Origin of the sequence: Limnohabitans planktonicus II-D5, assembly GCF_001270065.2 — a bacterium.
Lineage (GTDB): Bacteria > Pseudomonadota > Gammaproteobacteria > Burkholderiales > Burkholderiaceae_C > Limnohabitans_A > Limnohabitans_A planktonicus.
This window is the reverse complement of the sequence record NZ_LFYT02000016.1, coordinates 71,561-97,162: the sequence shown is the minus strand read 5'-3', so window position 1 is coordinate 97,162 and position 25,602 is coordinate 71,561. Positions and strand designations below refer to the sequence as shown.

The 25,602-nt window shown below is 63.5% G+C and carries 5 protein-coding genes; 4 read left to right on the top strand and 1 reads right to left on the bottom strand.

Annotated elements, in window-relative coordinates; genetic code table 11:
* Positions 1-35 precede the first annotated feature (35 nt).
* From H663_RS41640 to H663_RS33295, 4 genes are all read left to right on the top strand, one after another.
* Positions 36-21,347 (top strand): Ig-like domain-containing protein, encoded by a 21,312-nt coding sequence (locus H663_RS41640; RefSeq protein WP_205872726.1) that lies wholly within the window; start codon positions 36-38, stop codon positions 21,345-21,347.
* A 96-nt stretch (positions 21,348-21,443) separates the two neighbouring features.
* Entirely contained in the window at positions 21,444-21,869 is a 426-nt protein-coding gene (locus H663_RS41340; RefSeq protein ID WP_133240025.1) for a hypothetical protein, read from the top strand.
* 989 nt (positions 21,870-22,858) lie between these two features.
* Positions 22,859-23,176, top strand: a complete 318-nt coding sequence (locus tag H663_RS33300) for a BrnT family toxin (protein WP_240620530.1) — start codon at positions 22,859-22,861, stop codon at positions 23,174-23,176.
* Positions 23,160-23,504, top strand: coding sequence for a BrnA antitoxin family protein (locus tag H663_RS33295; RefSeq protein WP_083451189.1), 345 nt, complete (start codon positions 23,160-23,162; stop codon positions 23,502-23,504). Before H663_RS33300 ends, H663_RS33295 begins: the two co-directional genes overlap by 17 nt.
* An 831-nt stretch (positions 23,505-24,335) precedes the next feature.
* Here H663_RS33295 and H663_RS33290 read toward each other — a convergent pair.
* Entirely contained in the window at positions 24,336-24,845 is a 510-nt protein-coding gene (locus H663_RS33290; RefSeq protein ID WP_053173005.1) for an REP-associated tyrosine transposase, read from the bottom strand.
* Positions 24,846-25,602: the final 757 nt, after the last annotated feature.

The window sequence follows — 25,602 nt, the reverse complement described above, 5'->3', positions numbered from 1 at the left end:
CCACGCCCCAGCCTGAAGGCCTGAACAACTACACCATGACGGCCACCGACCCGTCCGGCAACGTCAGCCCGGCCGCACCGCTGCCCGTGACGATTGACACCACAGGTCCGTCTGCGCCTACCGGCGAGCTGGACCCCCTGACCGACTCCGGCGTCAAGGGTGACAAGACCACCAACGACAACACGCCCAACCTGATTGGCACCGGCACGCCCGGCGACACCATCACCATCAAAGACCCGCTGGGCAATGTGATCGGCACCGCCGTGGTCGACGCCGGAGGCAAGTGGAGCATCACGCCCAGCACACCGCTGCCCGAAGGCCTCAACAGCCTGGTCATGACCGCCACCGACCCGGCTGGCAACGTCAGCCCACCGGCACCGCTGCCAGTGACCATCGACACCTCAGCCCCGCTGGCCCCACAGGGCGTGCTCGACCCGACCAGCGATTCCGGCGTCAAAGGCGACAAGACCACCAACGACAACACGCCTACCCTGAGCGGCACCGGCACACCGGGCGACACCATCACCATCAAGAACCCAGCGGGCGAGGTGATCGGCACCGCCGTGGTCGACGCCGCAGGCAAGTGGAACATCACACCCACCACGGCTCAGCCTGAAGGCCTCAACAACTACACCATGACGGCCACCGACCCGTCCGGCAACGTCAGCCCACCGGCACCGCTGCCTGTGACGATTGACACCACAGCGCCGTCAGCGCCCACCGGCGTGCTCGACCCGACCAGCGACTCCGGCGTCAAAGGCGACAAGACCACCAACGACAACACGCCCACCCTGAGCGGCACCGGCACCCCCGGCGACACCATCACCATCAAGAACCCAGCGGGCGAGGTGATCGGCACCGCCGTGGTCGACGCGGGTGGCAAGTGGAACATCACGCCCACCACGCCCCAGCCTGAAGGCCTGAACAACTACACCATGACGGCCACCGACCCGTCCGGCAACGTCAGCCCGGCCGCACCGCTGCCCGTGACGATTGACACCACAGGTCCGTCTGCGCCTACCGGCGAGCTGGACCCCCTGACCGACTCCGGCGTCAAGGGTGACAAGACCACCAACGACAACACGCCCAACCTGATTGGCACCGGCACGCCCGGCGACACCATCACCATCAAAGACCCGCTGGGCAATGTGATCGGCACCGCCGTGGTCGACGCCGGAGGCAAGTGGAGCATCACGCCCACCACACCGCTGCCCGAAGGCCTCAACAGCCTGGTCATGACCGCCACCGACCCGTCTGGCAACGTCAGCCCACCGGCACCGCTGCCGGTGACCATCGACACCTCGGCTCCGCTGGCCCCACAGGGCGTGCTCGACCCGACCAGCGATTCCGGCGTCAAGGGCGACAAGACCACCAACGACAACACGCCCACCCTGAGCGGCACCGGCACCCCCGGCGACACCATCACCATCAAGAACCCAGCGGGCGAGGTGATCGGCACCGCCGTGGTCGACGCCGCAGGCAAGTGGAACATCACACCCACCACGGCCCAGCCTGAAGGCCTGAACAACTACACCATGACGGCCACCGACCCGTCCGGCAACGTCAGCCCCGCAGCACCGTTGCCCGTGACGATTGACACCACAGCGCCTGCAGTGCCCACCGTGGTCAGCCAAACCACCACCGCAGCAGCCGTGGTGCTCACCGGCACCATCGGTGCCGCGACTCTGGCCGCTGGCGAAACCCTGGTGGTCACCGTCAACGGGGCCACCTACAACGTCACACCCAATGCCACCGGCAACTGGAGTCTGCCGATCACCGGTGCAGGTGCCGCAGCGCCTGTCTCGGGCACCCTGGCAGCCTTGGTTGACGGCCAGAAATACTCTGTCACCGCAGTCGTCACCGACGCCTCCGGCAACGCCAGCACCGACGCCACCAGCACCGAGCTGACCATCAACGCCGCCACGCCACCTGCACCCGCAGCGCCCACGGGCATCGTGGACCCTGTCACCGACAGCGGCAACAAGGGCGACAACACCACCAACGTCAACAAGCCTGTCTTGAGCGGCACCGGCACGCCCGGCAACACCATCAAAATCACCGACCCGCAAGGCAATGTGATTGGCTCTGCCGTGGTTGACCCCGACGGTTCGTGGAGCATCACACCCACCACCGCGTTGCCCGAAGGTCAGACCAACCTCGGCATCACGGAAACCAACCCCACAGGCCAGGTCAGCCCATCCACGCCGCTGCCTGTCACCATCGACACCACAGCCCCTGCAGTGCCCACCGTGGTCAGTCAAACCACCAGCGCAGCGGCTGTGGTGCTCACCGGCACCATTGGGACCACCGCCTTGGCCGCTGGCGAAAAATTGGTCGTCACCGTCAACGGCGCGACCTACAACGTCACACCTGACGCCACCGGCAACTGGAGCCTGCCCATCACAGGCGCAGGCGCGGTCACACCCGCATCCGGCACCTTGGCGGCACTGGTGGACGGCCAGAAATACTCCGTCACTGCCGTGGTCACCGACGCCTCCGGCAACGCCAGCACCGACGCCACCAGCACCGAGCTGACCATCAACGCCGCCACACCGCCTGCACCCGCAGCGCCCACCGGCGTGCTCGACCCGACCAGCGATTCGGGCGTCAAAGGCGACAGCACCACCAGCGACAAGACGCCCACGCTCAGCGGCACCGGCACCCCCGGCCACACCATCACCATCAAGAACCCAGCGGGTGAGGTGGTGGGCACCGCCTTGGTCGACGCGGCTGGCAAGTGGAGCATCACGCCCACGACCGACCAGCCAGAAGGCCTGAACAACTACTCGATGACGCAGACCAACCCCACAGGCCAGACCAGCGTGCCCGCGCCCTTGCCTGTGACGATTGACAGCACACCGCCTGCTGTGCCCACCGTGGTCAGCCAAACCACCAGCGCAGCAACCGTGGTGCTGACCGGCACCATCGGCGCTGCAACGCTTGCCGCTGGCGAAACCCTGGTGGTCACCGTCAACGGTGCCACTTACAACGTCACGCCGGACGCCTCTGGCAACTGGACCCTGCCGATTGCGGGCACCGGCGCGGTCACACCCGCATCCGGCACCTTGGCGGCACTGGTGGACGGTCAGAAATACTCCGTCACTGCTGTGGTCACCGACGCCGCAGGCAACGCCAGCACCGACGCCACCAGCACCGAGCTGACCATCAACGCCGCCACACCGCCTGCACCCGCAGCGCCCACCGGCGTGCTCGACCCCACCAGCGATTCGGGCGTCAAAGGCGACAGCACCACCAGCGACAAGACCCCCACGCTCAGCGGCACCGGCACCCCCGGCCACACCATCACCATCAAGAACCCAGCGGGTGAGGTGGTGGGCACCGCCTTGGTCGACGCATCAGGCAAGTGGAGCGTCACGCCCACGACCGACCAGCCTGAAGGCCTGAACAACTACAGCATGACGGAGACCAACCCCACAGGCCAGACCAGCGTGCCCGCGCCCTTGCCTGTGACCATCGACAGCACACCGCCTGCTGTGCCCACCGTGGTCAGCCAAACCACCAGCGCAGCAACCGTGGTGCTGACCGGCACCATCGGCGCTGCAACGCTTGCCGCTGGCGAAACCCTGGTGGTCACCGTCAACGGGGCCACTTACAACGTCACGCCGGACGCCTCTGGCAACTGGACCCTGCCGATTGCCGGTACCGGCGCGGCCACACCCGCATCCGGCACCCTGGGTGCATTGGTCGACGGCCAAACCTACTCGGTCACCGCTGTGGTCACCGACGCCGCTGGCAACGCCAGCACCGACGCCACCAGCACCGAGCTGACCATCAACGCCGCCACGCCACCTGCACCCGCAGCGCCCACCGGCGTGCTCGACCCGACCAGCGATTCGGGCGTCAAAGGCGACAGCACCACCAGCGACAAGACCCCCACACTGAGCGGCACCGGCACCCCCGGCAACACCATCACCATCAAGAACCCAGCGGGTGAGGTGGTGGGCACCGCCGTGGTCGACGCGGCTGGCAAGTGGAGCATCACGCCCACGACCGACCAGCCTGAAGGCCTGAACAACTACTCGATGACGCAGACCAACCCCACAGGCCAGACCAGCGTGCCCGCGCCCTTGCCTGTGACCATCGACAGCACACCGCCTGCTGTGCCCACCGTGGTCAGCCAGACCAGCAACGCCACCACGGTGGTGCTGACCGGCACCATCGGCGCTGCAACGCTTGCCGCTGGCGAAACCCTGGTGGTCACCGTCAACGGGGCGACCTACAACGTCACACCTGACGCCACCGGCAACTGGAGCCTGCCCATCACAGGCGCAGGCGCGGTCACACCCGCATCCGGCACCTTGGCGGCACTGGTGGACGGCCAGAAATACTCCGTCACTGCTGTGGTCACCGACGCCTCAGGCAACGCCAGCACCGACGCCACCAGCACCGAGCTGACCATCAACGCCGCCACACCGCCTGCACCCGCAGCGCCCACCGGCGTGCTCGACCCGACCAGCGATTCGGGCGTCAAAGGCGACAGCACCACCAGCGACAAGACCCCCACACTGAGCGGCACCGGCACCCCCGGCCACACCATCACCATCAAGAACCCAGCGGGTGAGGTGGTGGGCACCGCCTTGGTCGACGCATCAGGCAAGTGGAGCGTCACGCCCACGACCGACCAGCCTGAAGGCCTGAACAACTACTCGATGACGCAGACCAACCCCACAGGCCAGACCAGCGTGCCTGCACCGTTGCCTGTGACCATCGACAGCACACCGCCAGCTGTGCCCACCGTGGTCAGCCAAACCACCAGCGCAGCAACCGTGGTGCTGACCGGCACCATCGGCGCTGCAACGCTTGCCGCTGGCGAAACCCTGGTGGTCACCGTCAACGGGGCCACTTACAACGTCACGCCGGACGCCTCTGGCAACTGGACCCTGCCGATTGCGGGCACCGGCGCGGCCACACCCGCATCCGGCACCTTGGGTGCATTGGTTGACGGCCAGACTTACTCCGTCACAGCCGTGGTCACCGACGCCTCAGGCAACGCCAGCACCGACGCCACCAGCACCGAGCTGACCATCAACGCCGCCACACCGCCTGCACCCGCAGCGCCCACGGGCGTGCTCGACCCGACCAGCGATTCGGGCGTCAAAGGCGACAGCACCACCAGCGACAAGACCCCCACGCTCAGCGGCACCGGCACCCCCGGCAACACCATCACCATCAAGAACCCAGCGGGTGAAGTGGTGGGCACCGCCGTGGTCGACGCATCAGGCAAGTGGAGCGTCACGCCCACGACCGACCAGCCTGAAGGCCTGAACAACTACTCGATGACGCAGACCAACCCCACAGGCCAGACCAGCGTGCCTGCACCGTTGCCTGTCACCATCGACAGCACACCGCCAGCTGTGCCCACCGTGGTCAGCCAAACCACCAGCGCAGCAACCGTGGTGCTGACCGGCACCATCGGCGCTGCAACGCTTGCCGCTGGCGAAACCCTGGTGGTCACCGTCAACGGGGCCACTTACAACGTCACGCCGGACGCCTCTGGCAACTGGACCCTGCCGATTGCGGGCACCGGCGCGGCCACACCCGCATCCGGCACCCTGGGTGCATTGGTCGACGGCCAAACCTACTCGGTCACCGCTGTGGTCACCGACGCCGCTGGCAACGCCAGCACCGACGCCACCAGCACCGAGCTGACCATCAACGCCGCCACACCGCCTGCACCCGCAGCGCCCACCGGCGTGCTCGACCCGACCAGCGATTCGGGCGTCAAAGGCGACAGCACCACCAGCGACAAGACCCCCACACTCAGCGGCACCGGCACCCCCGGCCACACCATCACCATCAAGAACCCAGCGGGTGAAGTGGTGGGCACCGCCGTGGTCGACGCATCAGGCAAGTGGAGCGTCACGCCCACGACCGACCAGCCTGAAGGCCTGAACAACTACTCGATGACGCAGACCAACCCCACAGGCCAGACCAGCGTGCCCGCGCCGCTGCCTGTGACGATTGACACCACAGCGCCAGACCTGCCCACGGTGGTCAGCCAAGTCACCGAAGCCAGCGCGACCATCATCCTGACAGGCTCTGCAGGCACCAAGGCGCTGCCACCCGGTGAGGTCATGACCGTCACCGTCAACGGCGCCACCTACGAAGTCAAGCCCGACAACTCAGGCCAGTGGACGCTGCAGCTCAACGGCTCTGGTGCGGCTGTTCCCGTCTCGGGCACCCTGGCAGCACTGGTGGACGGCCAGACCTACTCGGTCACGGCTGTGGTCACCGACGCCTCAGGCAACGCCAGCACCGACGCCACCAGCACCGAGCTGACCATCAAGGCCCCCACGCCACCCGCTGCACCGCTGACCCCGCCCGATTTGGTGGCGGCCAGCGACAGCGGCGACTTCGCCACCGACGACTACACCAACGACACCACGCCCACCTTCACCCTGGCTGCGCTGCCCGCAGGCTCGGTCAAAGCGGTGCTGTATGTGGACGGCGTCAAAGTGGCAGCCACCTACGACGCCGCCACCAACACGCTCACGCCCACCACGCCGTTGCCCAATGCCGTGGCCAAAATCACCTACGCCTATGAGGATGCCAAAGGCCTGATCGGTGCCCAAAGCCCCGAGCTGCCCGTCACCATCGACACCATCGCCCCGGCCCAGCCTGCGCTGCCCACACTCAACGCGGCCAGCGACACCGGCACCTTGGGTGACGGCATCACCAGCGACACCACACCCACGCTGGACATCGCCGCCTTCCCGGCAGGCGTCACCGGCGTCATCCTGTACGCCAACGGCGTGAAGATCGCGGCCACCTACGACGCTGTCAACCGCACCCTGACGCCCAACAGCCCGCTGCCCAACGGCTCGGTGGAACTGAGCTACGCCTTTGTGGACCTGGCCGGCAACATCAGCGCCCCAAGCGCCATCGTCACCGTGGTCGTCGACAGCTCGGCCCCTGCCGCGCCTTTGAACCCGCCAGACCTGGCCACCGCCAGCGACTCTGCCGGTGTCAGCACCAGCGACGACAACACCTACGACAACACGCCCACCTTCAGCGTGCTGCCCACCGGTGCCACGGCCATGCCGTCCACGGTGGCCAACGTCTTCCTGTATATCGACGGCGTCAAGACTGCGGCCACCTACGATGCGGCCACCGGCAGCATCACGCCTACCGCCGCTGTGTCCGATGGCAAACACGTCATCACCTACAGCTACGTCACCAGCACCGGTGCCGAAAGCGCGGCCAGCCCCGCACTCGATGTGGTCATTGACATCGTCAAGCCCGGCACACCGACAGCGCCCACCATGACGGCCGATTCCGACCTGGGCAGCAGCCAGACCGACGGCGTGACCAGCGACACCACCCCCAGCTTCAGCCTGAACGTGCTGCCCGCAGGCACCGGCTTGCCCGACGCCAACGGCGTGGCCAAAGTCGTCATGCTGGTCGACGGTGTGGCCGTGGCCTCCACTTACGACCCGGTCACCGGCACCGTCACCCCGGTCACGCCTTTGACCAGCGGCCCGCACACCGTGAGCATCCAGCTCGAAGACATCGCAGGCAACATCAGCGACGCCAGCCCGGTCAAGAACATCAACGTCAACACCGACAAGCCCACGATTGCCATCACCAGCATCGCCGGTGACGCCGTCAACGACAGCACCGCCCTGGCCGGTCTGTTCAACGCCGCCGAACGCGGTGCAGGCACCTACGACGCCAACGGTGCCTATGTGCCCGCCACCAGCGTGGCCACGCTGCCCGTCATCTCGGGCACCAGCACCTTTGCGGTCGGCCAGAAAGTCACCGTCACGCTCAACGGCAAGTCCTACAGCGACATCACCGTGACAGCCGACGGCAGCTGGTCCTTCACCGTGCCCGAAGCCGACGCCAAGCTGCTCAACCACGGCGCCAGCTACCCCGTGAGCGCCAGCGTCAGCAGCGTGGCCGGTGTGGCCGCCACGCCCGACACCAACAACAAGCTCGACGTCAACATCGCCCCGGCTGATGTGCCCACCGTGAATAACCAGGTCACCAGCGACCTCACGCCCACCATCACCGGTGCGGCCAAGAAGATCGACCCGAACAACCCCGGCACCCCCTTGATGCTGGCCAACGGCGACACCCTGAGCGTCACCGTCAAAGACAGCAACGGCGGCAACAAAGGCACCTTTGTCCTCACCGTGGGCGGCACCAGCTCGCCAGCGGGTCTGAGCTACAACAGCACCGACGGCACCTGGAGCCTGGACGGCAACACCGCCTTTGGCACACCCTTGATCGCAGGCGCCACCTACAGCGTCGACGTCACGGCCACCGCCTCGGGCGTCGCTCGCACCGACATCAGCACCGGTGAAGTCATCATCGCCGGGCCGCTGGCCATCTCGTCCATCCCCGAGTCGGCCGCCAACTCTGCCAACGTGATCAACCAAAGCGAATCGCTCAACGGCTCGCCCGTGGTGGTCAACATCGCAGGCAGCGCCCCGCAAGTGGGCCAGGTGCTCAAGCTCAACTGGGGCACCGAAGTCATCAGCTACACCCTGACTGCCGCCGACGTGAGCGCGGGCACCGCCAGCATCACCGTGCCTGCCGCCTCCTTGGCCAACAAGGAAGTCAGCAATTTGAATGTCACGGCGCAACTGTTCCAGGCCGACGGCACCACCGCCGTGGGCAGCGTCTCGGCAGCGGCCACGGCCAACGTCGACACCATCGCGCCCACCTTTGTGAGCGCCACCACCAGCCAAGATGGCTACAGCCTGATCCTCACCTACGACCAGGCGCTGGACGTGGCCAAGGCCCCGCTGGCCGCAGGCTTCAAGGTGCTGGTCGATGGCGTGGCCAACACCGTGACCGCCGTCACCGTCAACGCCGACAAGACCGTCACCCTCACCCTGACCCACCAAATCATCGGCCCCCGCACTGGAGACACTGGCGCCAACCTCACCGGCCAGACCGTCAAGCTCAGCTACACCGACGCCACCAGCGCCGATGACGTGGCCGCCATCCAGGACGCGGCAGGCAACGACGCCGCCAGCCTGACCGACGTGGCCGTGACCAACGTCGCCCGCCCCATGACACCCCCGGTGTTTGCTGTGGGCGCCAAGGCCTGGACACCCACGCTGGCCAGCGCCGCCAGCGGCGATGTGGGCGCGGTGCCCGAAGCCGTCTATGCGGTCGAGCCCAACGACGGCTCGGTCACCACCGTGCTGGACAACACCCTGGCCACCTGGGAAGTCATCCGCGCAGGCACCCCGGTGCGTGTGCAGCTGCCTTACAACTTCACCGGCACCAGCGGCACCAGCGACGAACTCGTGGCCCAGTCTGGCGACCAGCTGCTGCTCAACTGGGGCAGCGTCAAGACCCCCACCTACACCCTGACAGCCGCTGACATCAGCAACGGCTATGTGGACTTTGTGGTCGGCTTTGACACCATCCGCAGCCAAGAGCCCGGCCTGATCACCGTGTCGGCTCAGCTGCAGCGCGGCAACTACAGCTCTGCCGTGAGCCCGCTGGTCACCATCGACTACCGCTTTGAAATCGACAACTGGTTCGAAACCGGTGCAGGCACCGGCAACGCCCCGGTCAACCCCACCTACGGCGTGGCCATCACTGGCACAGCCGGCCGCATGGGCACCATCGTGGCCATTGGCGACGTCAACGGCGACGGCTACGAAGACATGTACATCGGCGCAGCCTATGACGACACCGGCGGCAAAGACCAGGGCCGTGGCTGGGTGGTTTTCGGGGCGTCCAACCCCGGCGCCATCAACCTGCAAGCGGTGGAAAACGGCGTGGGCGGCTTTGTCGTCAACAACCCCTTGGGCACCAGCGGCAGCGGCATCGCGGGCGGTGACTCGCCTTATGGTCTGGGCGTGGCCGCAGCAGCGGGCGACGTCAACGGCGACGGCCTGGCCGACTTCGTGGTGGGCGACCCACTCGAACACTTCAAGGGCAAGGACAATGCAGGCCGAGCCTATGTGATCTTCGGCAAGACCAACACCGCAGCCGTCAACCTCAACGACATGAACATCTCGGGTGCGCAAAGCAGCACCGTGGGCTTCTCGATCAACGCCCAATATAGCTCGGACATTGCCGGTGTGGCCGTGGGCGGTGGTGGCGACATCAACGGCGATGGCCTGGACGACCTGATCGTCAGCGCCGCTTATGCCGACACCAAAGGCGCCACCAACAACGGCAAAACCTATGTCGTCTTTGGCAAAACAAGTGGCACCGCCTTTGAGTTGAGCAGCATCGCCCCGAAAAACAATGACAGCGCCGGGCGCATCGACGCCTTCATGGGCACCGGCGGCTACGCCATTGTGGGCAGCACCAAATCCGGCAACAACTACCAGGGCTGGTCGGTGGCCAGCGCAGGCGACGTCAACGGTGACGGCCTGGACGACGTGATCATCGGCGCGCCAAGGGCAGACGCCACGTCCAACGGGCTGCTCGAAAACGGCGCTGCCTATGTGGTGTACGGCAAGACCGACACCTCGGCTCTGCGCATCGACAAGATCACGTCGGGTACCAGCACGCAGGGCTTTGCAATCCTGGGCGTTAGCGCCGCTTCGGGCAACTACGTGGGTGTCAGCGTGGCCAGCGCAGGCGATATCAACGGTGACGGCTACGACGACCTGATCGTCGGCTCCTTCAGCGCCGACTCGAACGGCAACGACAACATCGGCAAGTCATACCTTGTTTTTGGCAAGAGTGGTGGCGGCAATGTGCAGACCAGCAATCTGGGCCCACTCAAGGGCGACCTGACAGCCACCATGCAAGGCCAGGGTGGCTTTGCCTTGTTGGGCGCATCGACAAATGACAACGCCGGCATGGCCGTCTGGGGTGCAGGCGACCTGAACGGCGACGGCCTGGCCGACATGATGGTGGCTGCACCCTATGACGACCGCTTGAACCCCATCGGCACCGACTCAGGCGCGGTCTATGTGGTCTATGGCAAAACCGACACCACCCAGATCAACCTGTGCGACATCCACAAGAGCGGCTTCATCATTCGGGGTGAATGCGCAGGCGACTTCCTGGGCTACAACGGCACTTACGTCAAGTACTGGGAAATCGCCAACACCTTGTCCTATGGCGATATCAACGGCGACGGTTTTGACGACCTGCTGATGGGCTCCACCATTGCCGACAACGTCAACGGCAAAGACATGGGCAAGATGTACGTCATCTACGGCGGCATGTGCGAAGCCACCGTGGGCGTGTTCAAGGCGGCTGAAGGCGACGCCATCGGCACCGCAGGCAACGACACCCTGACAGGCACCACCGGCAACAACCAGCTGGTGGGCGGCAACGGCAACGACACCCTGATCGGTGGCGGCGGTGCCGACGTCATGTACGGCGGCCGTGGCAACGACACCTTTGTACTCAACGCCGACAACTTGGCCAAACTCGGTGCCTCGGGCACCAGCCAGGCCATCACCCGCATCAACGGCGGCACGGGTCTGGACACCCTCAAGCTCGACGGCACGGGCCTGACCCTGGACCTGAGCACGGTGGAAGGCGTGGCACTCGACAGCGTCGAGCGCATCGACATCCGGGGCGGCAACAGCCTGACCATCAACGAGACCGACGTGGTCCAGCTGGGCAACGCCAACGTCTACAACACCACCTCGGGCTGGACCAACTACAACGGCACCGTCAAAGGCGCCATCCCGCTGGCTGCCGGTTGGGACAACATCAACAACAACCGCCAGATCCTCATCGACGCGGCAGAGACCGACAACGTGCGCCTCGATGGCCGCTGGTTCTTTGCAGGCACCGTTGAAAACAGCGGCACCACCTACCGCGTCATCCAGAACATGGTGCTCAAGCAGCAAGTGTTGGTCAACGCCGCAGGCCGCGTCTTCCTGGCACCACCGGTCAACATGGACTACGGCGTGCTGCAAGGCGACCAGGCCATCAGCTCTGCCGAACGCGCAGGCCTGCCCACCTCGACCATCGACATCCAGATCGACCTGGCCATGACCGGCGCTGTGCTCAACAACGCCGTCAAGTTCTACTTTGGCACCCAGGTCTATGGACCGTTTGAGCTGGCAGCTTCTGGCACCTTCACCGGCAATGGCTACACCATTCAAGACCTGGTGATCGACGCCAAAGGCAACGTCGAAAGCGGCAAGCTGGTCGTGGCGGTGCCCAAATCGGTGGTCAGCGCGCAAATGGCCAACCTCAATGCGCTGGATCAGTTGCCATTGCGCACCGAACTGTTGGCCAGCAAGCAGCCGTCTGCGACCTTGCTGGCCAAGTCGGCCGACAACATGATCGGCATCGACATGACGCCGAGCACTCCCACCATCAGCAACATTGCTTGGGATGTGGCGGGCAAACCTGGCAACACCAGCGTCATCGACGGTATTGCCGAGGCCAAATACGCCATCAACGAAACCACCGGAGCCGTCAAGACCACGGTGGACAACACGCTCTACACCAGTGAAGTCATCCGCAGCGGCACCGTGGTGCGCGTGCAGTTGCCACAAGAAGCCAAGGGCGCCGAGCTCGAGGCCAAAGAAGGCAACCTGGTGCTCGTTACCTGGGGCGTCACGGCGGTCGACGAGTATGAAATCACGGCCACCGACATCACCAATGGCTATGTCGACGTGGTCGTGCCCTTTGACGTGATTCGCCAGCAAAACACGGGCGATGTGCCGGTGTTTGCGCAAATCCAGCGTGGCCGCGCCATCTCGGCCCCGTCCAGCGAACTGACGGTCAACTACCAGTTTGAGGTCGACGGCTGGTTCAACCTCAACGGTGTCACCACCGCCAACGCCCCAGAAACCGCCGTCTACGGCTTTGTCATCGAAGGTGCCGACACCAAGGTGGGCGCGGTCAGTGTGGTGGGCGACATCAACGGCGACGGCTACGAAGACGTGTTCATGAGCGGCACCCAGGCGGGCACCAACCAGGGCAAAGGCTGGGTCGTGTTTGGTCGCACCGACGGCGCGACCATCAGCCTGTCTGAACTCGATGCGGGCGGTGCCAAAGGCTTTGCAGTGAGCCACAAAGGCTTCAGCAACGACCCCTATGCACTGGGCAACACATCGCGCGCCGGTGACGTCAACGGTGACGGTCTGGCCGACTTCATTGTGTCGGCACCCTATGCCAATCCCAACGGCAATGCCGATGCCGGTTCGGCATTTGTGATTTTTGGCCGCAAAACCACAACCAACATCGAGTTGTCGACCTTCTCCATGGTGGCCGCCTCGTCACCAGCCACAGTGCAAGGTTTTGTCATCAATGGACGCAACAAGTACGACTACTTGGGCCTTTCGGTCACCGGCGGCGGAGACGTCAACGGCGACGGCCTGGATGACCTGATCGTGTCTGCGCCTTATGCTGACCCCTATTCGGGCTACAGCGACGCGGGCACCGAATACGTGATCTTCGGCAAGACCAGTGGCAACGCGGTCAACGTCTCGTCCGTGGCACCCAGCTTCGGCTCCAAGCGCACCGACTTTGTGGGCACGGGCGGCTTTGCCATCATGGCTGAAAAAGTGGCGGGCCAGACCCTGAAGGGCTGGCAAATTGCCAGCGCCGGTGACATCAACAACGACGGTCTGGAAGACTTCATCATTGGCAACGGCCGCAACGACACCACTGGCAGCAACAACGGCATGGCCTATGTGGTGTTCGGCAAGTCCGACACCAAAGCGCTGTACCTGTCCAGCATCACCAGCGGCACCAGCACCGCAGGCTTTGCCATCTACGGTGACCAATACCTGACCGGTTACAGCGTGGCCGCCGCAGGCGACGTCAACGGCGACGGCTATGGCGACCTGATCCTGGGCAGCATGTACAACGACTCCAACGGCCTGACCAACAACGGCCGAGCCACTGTGGTCTTTGGCAAGGCAGACGGTGCCCGGGTGTTCCTGAGCAACATTGCACCCAAGGCCAACGACTTGAACTCGGGCGCCAAGATGGGTGTTGGCGGCTTCACCATCCAAGGTGAAAAAACCCAAGATTGGGCAGGCTGGACAGTGTCGGGTGCAGGCGACATCAACGGCGACGGCTTGGCCGATGTGCTGGTGGCGGCCCCACTGTCAGACCGCAACGGCAGCAATTCCGGCAGTGTGTTTGTGGTGTATGGCCGCACTGGCACCTACACCGTCAACCTGAGCGAGCTGGCCAACAAGCAAGGCGGTTTCCGCATCAATGGCGCGTGCGCTAGCGACTGGCTGGCTTCGGGGCAGGCCCTGATGAACAGCACCGCTGACGATTGGTCTTACCTGAGCAAGTCACTCAAGCAAACGCCGCTGTCTTTTGGCGACATCAACGGCGATGGCTTTGACGACATCGTGGTCAACGCAGGCGCCACCGACAATGCCTCGGGTTCAGACAAGGGCCGCAGTTATGTGGTCTTTGGCGGCATGAGCGAAGCCACCAACGCGGTGTTTGACCCCAACAACAGCGACGCCATCGGCACCGCCGATGCAGACCTGCTGACCGGCGACGGCAGCAGCAACCAGCTGGTGGGCGGTGACGGCAACGACACCCTGGTGGGCGCAGGCGGTGCCGACGTGCTGTATGGCGGCCGTGGCAACGACGTCTTCGTGCTCGACCGCGACAACGTGGCCCAGATCGGCAAAACTGGTGGCGCCCAAGAGGTGCTGCGCATGAATGGCGGCACCGGCACAGACACCTTGCGCCTGGACAACTCGGACGACCCGACCCAGGCCATCACCCTGGACCTGCGCACCATGCGCGACACCGTCATCGACAGCGTCGAGCGCATCGACCTGGCCGGCGGTGGCAACCGGGTCATCATCAATGAAAAAGACGTGAACCAAATGGGTTCTTCGAACGTCTTCAACACCACCACCGGCTGGACCGGCACCACCACCGGTGCGCCCGCAGGCTGGGGCGCGGTCAACACCGGCCGCCAGATGCTGATTGAAGGCGGCACCACCACGCTGGACGACGGCACCGTGCTGACCGACCACGCCCGTGTGGACGGCGACTGGGCCCTGAGCGGTACCGTGCAAAAGACCGAAGCCGTGACCACGATGGATGCCAACGGCGACCCCGTCGTCAGCAACGTGACCACCATCTACAAGGTGCTGCAAAACGTCTACAACAAACAGCAGGTGCTGGTGGACAACGAGGTGTCTTTGAACATGGCACCCACCATCGACCTGGCTTATGGCGAAATGGAAGGCGGTATTGAATTCGCTGAAAAACTCACCGATGGCGGCACCACCGTCAAGCTCAGCTTGCTGGGCACCGGTGCGGTGGCGGGCAATGCGGTGGACTTCCGCTGGGGCAGCGCGCAAATTGACCTGAACACCACCAGCGCCACCAGCACCCGCCAGGTGCTCACAGCCGCCGACATCGCAGCTGGTTTCATCACCGTGTTTGTGTCCGAGGCCACCATCACCGCTGAGTCGGCTGCGGCCAAACTCGATTCGCTGGGCCGCATCAACCTGCACACCACGCTGTATGCCTCAGACACCGGCTCGGTGCTGGCCGATTCATCGGAATACCCGATCCTGGCAGACTTCCGTCCGACCCAGCCGACCATCAACACCTTGACCTGGGCCGACACCGCCCTGGGCCGCAGCTCCGACCTGAGCGGCATCCCCGAGGCCAAGTTCGCCATGAACGAGACCACCGGCGTCATCACCACCACGGTGGACAACGCCATCTTCACCAGCGAGGTCATCAACGGCGGCACCAGGGTGCGCGTGCAGCTGCCCACCGCCGGTGTGCCTGGCGCCAAGATGCCCACGCTGCTGGGCGACAAGGTGCATGTGTACTTTGGCGACGGTGAAGCGGTGGCCACGGTCACCCAGGCCGACCTCACGGCCAAATTCATCGACGTGACGGTGCCCTTTGAGATCATCCGCCTGCAGCCGCCAGGCCCGGTGGTGGTCAGCGCCCAGATCGAGCAAAACGGCAGCTTCTCGATTGCCGCACCCGAGGTGGAAGTGACCTACAAGTTCCAGCTCGACGGCTGGTTCACGCAAAACGGCGTGACCACGGCCAACGCCCTGCCCACCGCGCAATATGGCGTGTCCTTTGCAGGTGCTGGCACCGCGGGTGCCATCATCACGGGTGTGGGTGACATCAACGGCGACGGTTACGAGGACGTGGTCGTCGGCTACCCCGACGCTTCGAACAATGCGGGGGAGGGTTATCTGGTCTATGGTTCCAGCAATCCGCAATCGATCACCCTGTCCAGCGTGGGCACCAGCGTGCCGGGTTTCAAGATCACCTCCGTCGGATCGGGTGAAACCGACAGCGGCACGGTTTACCAGCGCAACGACTACTTCGCTCACGTGGCCCCAGGGGGTGACATCAACGGCGACGGCCTGGGCGACTTCATCGTCTCGAGCATGGGTGCCGACTACCTGAAAGACAACCCCAATGATGTGGGCCGCACCTATGTGGTGTTTGGCCGCACGGGCAATGCGGCGTTCAACCTGTCCACCATTGCCAACGTGGACCGGGCTGATGCCCTCAACAACACCGACGGTTTTGCGATTTTTGGCGCGGTCGTGCAGGACTATGCGGGCATGAGCATTTCGAGCGGTGCCGACGTCAACGGCGACGGCCTGGACGACATCTTGATCAGCGTGCCCATGAGCGATCTGATGGCCACCGACGCGGGTTTGAGTTATGTGGTCTACGGCAAGACCGACGGCAAAGCCGTGTACATGTCGGCCATGACGCCGCCCAACATTTCGCTGGCCACCCCCAGCTTTGTGGGCACCGGCGGTTTTGTGCTCATGAACGGCACCGAGGCCACCTCCCGTTTTGGCTACAGCAGCCAATTTGTGGGCGACGTCAACGGCGACGGCCTCGATGACATGCTGATCAGCGCTTACCTGGAAAACACCTCGGGCACCGACTTTGGCACCTCGTATGTGGTGTTTGGCAAAACCGGCAGCCAGGCGGTGCAGGTCTCCAGCTTGCGCGTGGGCACCAGCACCGAAGGTTTTGTCATCTATGGCGACCAGGTCAAGACCGGCTACAGCGTGGCCGCCGCAGGCGACGTCAACGGTGACGGCCTGGCCGACCTGATCATTGGCTCGTACCAAAACGACGCCAACGGCCGGACCGACAACGGCATTGCCCGCGTGGTGTTTGGCAAGGCCGATGGCGCAGCCATCTACCTGAGCGACATCACCCCGCTCAGTACCGATGTGGACAGCAACGCCTTTGAGGCCACGGGCGGCTTTGCCATCCAGGGCGCTTCTGCCTCGGACAGCGCAGGTTATGCGGTGTACTCGGCAGGCGACATCAACGGCGACGGTTTGTCTGATCTGTTGGTGGCCGCACCGGGCAGCGACATTGCAGGCAGTGCCTCGGGCAGCTTGTATGTGGTCTACGGCAAGACCGACACCACGGTCATCAACCTGTCTGAAGCCGCCTACGACGGCCGCGCCTTTGTGATCAACGGCAACTGTGCCAGCTTTGGCATGGGCAACAGCGGCGCTGCCGAATCCTATATCGACAAAGATGTGGTGCTGGGCCATGGCGACTTCAACGGCGACGGCTTCAGCGACATCATGGTCGGCGCACCCGACTCGGGCGTGGGCCGTGTCTACATCATCTATGGCGGTCTGAGTGAAGCCACCATGAACTCGTTTGACCTGGAAAACGGCGACGCCATCGGCACCGCAGCCAACGACACGCTGACCGGCACCGCGGGCGCCAACAACATGGTCGGCGGTCTGGGCAACGACACCTTGGTGGGCAATGGCGGCGCTGACGTCTTGTATGGCGGCCAGGGCAATGACGTGTTCATGCTCAATGGCGACAACCTGGCCAACCTGCTGGTGCCCACCGGTGGCCTGGCAGCGGGCAGCACGCTGGCGCGTGTGGACGGCGGCACCGGCGTCGACACTGTGCGCTTTGACGGCACGGCCATCACCATGGACTTCACCCGGGCGTTGCAAGGCGTGATCGCGGGCGTGGAACGCATCGACCTGAACAACAAGTCCAACACGGTGACCATCGACGAGTTCGACACCCGCCAGCTGGGCAATGCCAACGTGTTCAACACCAACACCGGCTTCACCGGCTGGACGGCAGCCACCAACGCGGCGGCCACCAGCACGGCAGGCTGGGGCGCGGTCAACACCGGCCGACAGGTCTTGATTGAAGGCGGCAGCACCGACGCCGCCCGTGTGGACGGCAACTGGTACCTGGCCGGCACCGTGCAAAACAGCGGCAACACCTTCCGCGTGCTGCGCAATGTGCTGAGCACCGAGCAGGTGCTGGTGGACAGCGATGTGAGCTTGCGCTTTGCCCCCACCCTGAACCTGGCTGCAGGCGAGATGGCACGCGGCATCTCGACCAGTGAAAAGACCTCGGACGGCGGCGTCAAGGTGCGCCTGGAGCTGACCGGCACCGGTGCGGTGGCAGGCAACGCCGTGGCCTACAGCATGGGTGGCAAAGACTTTGCCCCCGTGGTGCTCACGGCCGCTGACCTGACCGCAGGCTATGTGGAAGTCTTCATGACCACGGCCGAGATGGATGCGATCTCGGCCACCGTGGGTGCCAAGGACTACCAGGGCTATGTGGGTTCACACACCACCTTGCTGGAAAGTGGTGCGGCAGGGGCGGCGGTGCTGGCCCAGTCGGCCGACTACCCGATCTTCATGGACTTCAACCCCGGAGCGGCCACCATCAACGCCACGGCTTACAGCCAGACCGGCGCGGGTGCCGCCAGCGACCTGAGCGGTATTCCCGAAGCCAAGTTCTGGACCAGCCAGACCACCGGCTTGGTCAGCACCACGGTGGACAACGCGCTGTTCACCCATGAGGTCATCAACGGCGGCACCAATGTCACGGTGAACCTTCCCAACTTGAACACCTTGCGCGCTGAACTGGTACCCAAGGTGGGCGACAAGGTGCATGTGTTCTGGGGCACGGCCGATGTGGTCAAGGTGCTGACACAGGCCGACCTGGATGCAGGCAAAGTGCTGGTCAATGTGAGCGCAGACGTGATCAGCAGCCAGCCGACCGGCAACGTGAACGTGAGCACCCAGATCGAGTGGAGCGACGGCAGCTTGTCGGCCATGTCCACCCCCGTGGCGGTGAACTCGCAGTTCGAGATTGAAGGCTTCTTCATGACCGGCGGCAGCACGCCCAACACCACGTCCACCGGAAAGTACGGCATCGCCATCAACGGCTTTGAGACCAACACCGGCTCGGTGGCAGGCATTGGCGACATCAACGGCGACGGCTACGAAGACATGATGATTGGCGCCTCTTATGCCGACCAGGGCGCCATCACCAACGCAGGCCAAGGCTATGTGGTGTTTGGCCGCAGCGCGCTGACCAGTGTGAGCCTGAGCCAAATTGCCAGCGGTACCAGCACCAACGGCTTTGGCATCAACTCGGTGTTGACCAACACCTATGCGGGCAGCGTGGTGGCCAAGGCCGGCGACGTCAACGGTGACGGCCTGGGCGACATGATCATCAACGCCCAAAACACAACGATTGGCACCCAAACCGGTGCGGGCCGCAGCTTTGTGATCTTTGGCAAAACCTCAGGCACCAACATCGAGTTGTCGAGCATGAACGTGGTGGCCAGCGCCAACCCGGCCAACGCCGTGGGCTTTGTCATCAACGGGCATTGCACTGCGGACCACAGCTCGCATTCGGTCTCGGGGGGCGGCGACGTCAACGGCGACGGTCTCGACGATCTGATCGTGAGCACGGCCTATGCCAACTCGCCCACGGCCGACATGGGCGGTGTGACCTATGTGGTGTACGGCAAGTCCAGCGCCAACGCGGTGGACCTGAGCCAGATCGCCCCAGCGGTGTCGGTGCAAGCGACCAGCAACTTTGTGGGCACCGGCGGCTTTGCCATCGTCAACCTCAACGCCACCACGCAACTCACCTTGGGCTGGCAATCGGACTTTGCAGGCGACGTCAACGGTGACGGCCTGGCCGATATCCTGGTCACCGCTCCGGGGAACGACGTGAACGGCGGCACCGACAACGGCGCGGCGTATGTGATTTACGGCAAGAGCAGCAACAACACCATCGTCAAGGTCAGCGCCTTGCAAACAGGCGCCAGCACCGAAGGCTTCAGCATCTACGGCGCCAGCGGTTTCGGATTTTTTGGTTACTCGGCTGCAGGCGCAGGCGACGTCAACGGTGACGGCCTGGACGATCTGGTCATTGGCAGCTACAACAACAACGCCAACGGCTTGACCAGCGCGGGCCAGGCCTTTGTGGTGTTTGGCAAGAGCGGTGGCGTCACGGTGCAGGCTTCCAGCATCATGCCAACCGACGTTTCTGTGGCCCAGGCGGCCACCACCGTGGGTGTGGGCGGCTTTGGTATCGCGGGCATGGAAGCCAGCGGCCAGCTGGGCATGACGGTCTACGGCGCTGGCGACGTGAACGGCGACGGCTTGTCCGACATCCTGGTGGCGGCTTCTGCGGCCGACAGCGCAGTCGGTACAGGTGCGGGTTCGGTCTATGTGATTTATGGCCGCACCGACACCACCATCGTGCAGGTGTCTGACTTGAGCACCAAGCAGCAAGGCTTTGTCATCAACGGCGGCTGCGCGAGCGAGGCCCTGGGTAATTCGGGTGTCGCTGGCATCACCACAGTCACGAGCGGCGTCAACGCGCACTTTGAGCCGCTGGGCTTTGGCGACTTCAACGGCGACGGCTTCTCCGACATCATGTTGGGCTCGGTCTTGTCGGACATCGGCGGCACCGACGTGGGCCGTGTGTATGTGGTCTTTGGCGGCATGTCCGAGGTCACCAGCAGCGTCTTTGGCGTGGACGACAAGATCGGCACCACCGGCGCCGACACCTTGACCGGCACCACGGGCAACAACCAGCTGGTGGGCGCAGACGGCAACGACACCCTGACCGGTGGCGGCGGCGCCGACGTGCTGTACGGCGGCCGAGGCAACGACACCTTCGTGCTCAACGCCGACAACGTGGCCAAGCTGGACGACGCAGGCACTGCGCAAAACATTGCCCGCATCGACGGCGGCACCGGCATCGACACGGTCAAGCTCGACGGCAGCGCCATCGTGATGGACCTGAGCACCGCCAAGGGCGAAGCTTTGCGCAACATCGAGAAGATTGACTTGACGGGCACGGGCAACAACACCCTCAAGCTCAGCCTGACCGACATGCTGGAACACGCCAACAGCTCCAACGTCTTCAACGCGTCCAACACCACCAGCGGCCTGTCCGCCCAGGTGGCCAGGAACCAGTTGATGGTGGACGGCGATGCCGGCGACAAGCTGGTCCTGAGCGACCTGACCAACTGGACGGCTTCTGCCACCAAAGTCGTCGCAGGCAGTGACAGCTACACCGCCTACAACCACAACACCTCCGCCGCCCAGCTCCTGGTCGACGACCTGGTCGTGGTCTCGCAGGTGTAAACCGCAACCCGTGGGTCGGCCCCTCGTGGGTCGGCCCATGGTGGGTCGTTCTTCCGTCGGTCGGCCCCTCGTCGGTCGGCACTCGAAGAGTCCGACATGGTCCCCAAACCCCACGTCGGCGTCTACGACCACCGACCTACGAAAAGGCGTCATCCCCCTCGTAGGTCGGCACTCGAAGAGTCCGACACCCGCCCGCAACCCAACAGCGCCCTTCGTGGCGCTGTTGTCATTGGCCCCCCGATCGGTCCACCCATCGGCCCCGGCGAACAAACCCATACGCAACACCCCGTGTCACCCAACCCCGCTCAAACCCCCGCCCGCCGCCGCACCGTGGTGCGCTGCGACTCGGGCGACTGCCACCACCAACCCCCCAAATACGCCGTATCCGCATCATCCTGCGCCGAAGATTTGGACCATGCCTTGCCAAAATCACGCCAACAAATCCGCGCCACCCGCCACCGCACCAACGCAAACCGCTGCACCGCCCCAGCCACACGCCCAAGCTGCGCCCACACCCGCTGAACCAGGCCCGCCAAATTAAATGAAACCAAAGGATTGAAGTTCATCTTTTGTATTCAAAAAAGGTTTTTCAAAGATGAACGAATGTTACCTTATTGATTCAATAAAAAACCTGAAACCAACAATTCTTAACACTTTAATATGTATTGATTTGTAATGGCCTCAGAAACCCACAACTCTGATCAAACCAGCAACCCGTAGGTCGGCACTCGAAGAGTCCGACATCTGCCAGAACAAGCGAATGCCCTTGTCCAGCCGACACGGGTAAACCCGCAAACGTCGCGTTCACCCACCGCCACGGAAAAATCACCACCACCTCGTAGGTCGGCACTCAAAGAGTCCGACATCTGCCCGAACAAGCACATGCCCATGTCCAGGCGACACGGGTAAACCCGCAAACGTCGCGTTCTCCCACCACCAAGGAAAAATCACCACCACCTCGTAGGTCGGCACTCGAAGAGTCCGACATCTGCCCGAACAAGCACATGCCCATGTCCAGGCGACACGGGTAAATCACCCAAACGTCGGGGTCTCCGACCACCGACCTACGCGTGGCCTCGTCGGGCGGCACGGTTGAATCACCAAAACGTCGGCCTCTCCCACCAACAACGAATGACCACCACCTCGTAGGTCGGCACTCGAAGAGTCCGACATCTGCCCGAACAAGCGAATGCCCTTGTCCAGCCGACACGGGTAAACCCGCAAACGTCGCGTTCACCCACCACCAAGGAAAAATCACCACCACCTCGTAGGTCGGCACTCGAAGAGTCCGACATCTGCCCGCACAACCACAATCTCATGTCCAGGCGGCAAGGACAAATCACCCAAACGTCGGGGTCTCCGACCACCGACCTACGCATGGAACCTGCGCCCGCTCAATCGCTATCGCGCTGAACCAACCCACGTCGCGTTCTCCCACCACCAACGAATCACCACCACCTCGTAGGTCGGCACTCGAAGAGTCCGACATCTGCCCGAACAAGCTTTAACGTATGCACAATGAATTGAATTTATTCAACATTGTCAATACACTAAGACCTATGCGCGTGACCCACGATCCCAAAAAGCTGGCGGCCAACGTTGCCAAGCACGGCGTGTGGTTCGATCTGGCCAAGGACTTTGAGTGGGAGACGGCCTTGATCGTTGTGGATGATCGACTGCGCTACGGTGAGACGCGTTTTTCAGCCATGGGCTTGATCGATGCACGTCTTTATGTGCTGATATTCACTTTGCGTGAGACGTCGGTGCGCATCATCAGCTTGCGCAAGGCAAACATCAAGGAGGTTAAACGCTATGCAAATACGAACTAAATCCGGCCGCAGCATCCAATTACCGACTGCAGAGGAAGACGCACAAATCAACGCGGGCATGGCCGCAGACGCAGACAACCCCGAGTGGACTCCGGAAGATTTCGCCCGCGCCTTGCCAGCCGCCAAATTTTTCTCTCCCGAGGTGTACGCCGCCTTGTGCGCGCAACGCATGCGAGGCCCGAAAAACAAACCCCTCAAAGTTCCGACCACGATCCGCTTGGATGCCGATGTGCTGGCCGCCCTCAAAGCCACTGGCCGTGGCTGGCAAACCAGGGTGAATGACACGTTGCGTGACTGGGTGAACCAGCACCCAAGCACGCACGGTTGATGACCACATTGCCTTGGAAAAACAATATCGGTCCTCGTAGGTCGGCACTCGTAGGTAGGCACTCGTAGGTCGGCACTCGAAGAGTCCGACATCTGCCCGCACAAGCTCATGCCCCTGTCCAGGTGACAAGGACAAATCAACCAAACGTCGGGGTCTTCGACCACCGACCTACGCATGGCCTCGTCGGGCGGCACGGTTGAATCACAAAAACGTCGGGCTCTCCCACCACCAACGAATGACCACCACCTCGTAGGTCGGCACTCGAAGAGTCCGACATCTGCCCGCACAAGCACATGCCCATGTCCAGGCGTCAAGGACAAATCACCCAAACGTCGGGGTCTCCGACCACCGACCTACGCATTGCCTCGTCGGGCGGCACGGTTGAATCACAAAAACGTCGGGGTCTCCCACCACCAACAAATCACCGCCACCTCGTAGGTCGGCACTCGAAGAGTCCGACATCTGCCCGCACAAGCTCATGCCCCTGTCCAGGTGACAAGGACAAATCAACCAAACGTCGGGGTCTTCGACCACCGACCTACGCATGGCCTCGTCGGGCGGCACGGTTGAATCACAAAAACGTCGGGCTCTCCCACCACCAACGAATGACCACCACCTCGTAGGTCGGCACTCGAAGAGTCCGACATCTGCCCGCACAAGCACATGCCCATGTCCAGGCGCCAAGGACAAATCAACCAAACGTCGGGGTCTCCGACCACCGACCTACGCATGGCACCTGCGGCGGCTCAATCGCTATCGCGCTGAACCAACCCATGACGGGGTCTGCGACCACCGACCTACAAAACGGCATAGCCCTGTTTGGGGGGTGGCTCATTCGCCGGGTGAAGATGTGGGCATGCGGGGCATGGCGCTGATGCCCCATTTGAGGTCGTAAATGTCTTCGGCCACGAATCGTTCAAATGAGCTGTGTGGCCAATCTCCGGCCAGCGCGACCAGGCCGTGTTTGACAGGGTTGTAGTGGATGTAGTTGCAATGCGCCGCATAGTCTCTGTCGTTGCGGATGGTGTGTTCCCAAAATCGGTCTTGCCAGACTTTGGCCCGGGGGTGTTGAACGCGGATGCAACGCGTGACGCCTTGTTTGATCAGCATCCAGCGTGTGCCGTAATCGGTGTCGCCCTCGGGCAGTCGCCAGATGCAGTGCAGGTGATCGGGCATCACTGCAATGGCCAGGGTTTCAAACGGATGCTTATGGCGCACCTGCCGCATCGTCTCACCCAGCGCCTGGACCCAAGGCGTATGGGCAAACCACGGGGCACGCCCGTGTGTGACCAAGGTGAAGAAAAATGTCCCCCCCTCCACAAATGACCGCCGATATCGCATGAGACCTCCCTGATTTTTGTGTCAGAAATTCTCAAAGCTCGCATCAAGGCGGTCAAGCCCCATGTCGGGGTTGTTGGCCACTGACCTACAAGAGCACATGACCTCGTAGGTCGGCACTCGAAGAGTCCGACATCTGCCGCACAAGCGCATGCCCTCTTCAGGTGGCACGGGTCAATCAACCAAACGTCGGGGTCTCCGACCACCGACCTACGCATGGCACTTGCGCCCACTCAATCGCTATCGAGCTGACCAACCCATGACGGGGTCTACCACCACCACGGAAAAATGACCGCCGCCTCGTAGGTCGGTACTCGAAGAGTCCGACGTTTGCCAGCACAAGCGCATGCCCATGTCTGGGCGGCACGGGTAAATCACCCAAACGTCGGGGTCTCCGACCACCGACCTACAAATGCCTCGTCGCGTCCTCCAACCACCATGGAAAAATGGCCACCACCTCGTAGGTCGGCACTCGAAGAGTCCCACGTTTGCCAGCACAAGCGCATGCCCATGTCCAGGCGGCAAGGACAAATCACCCAAACGTCGGGGTCTCCGACCACCGACCTACGCATGGCACTTGCGCCCACTCAATCGCTATCGCGCTGACCAACCCATGACGGGGTCTCCCACCAACACGGAAAAATGACCACCACCTCGTAGGTCGGCACTCGAAGAGTCCGACGTTTACCAGCATAAGCACAAGCCCATGTCCAGGCGCCAAGGACAACTCCACCAAACGTCGGGGTCTCCGACCACCGAC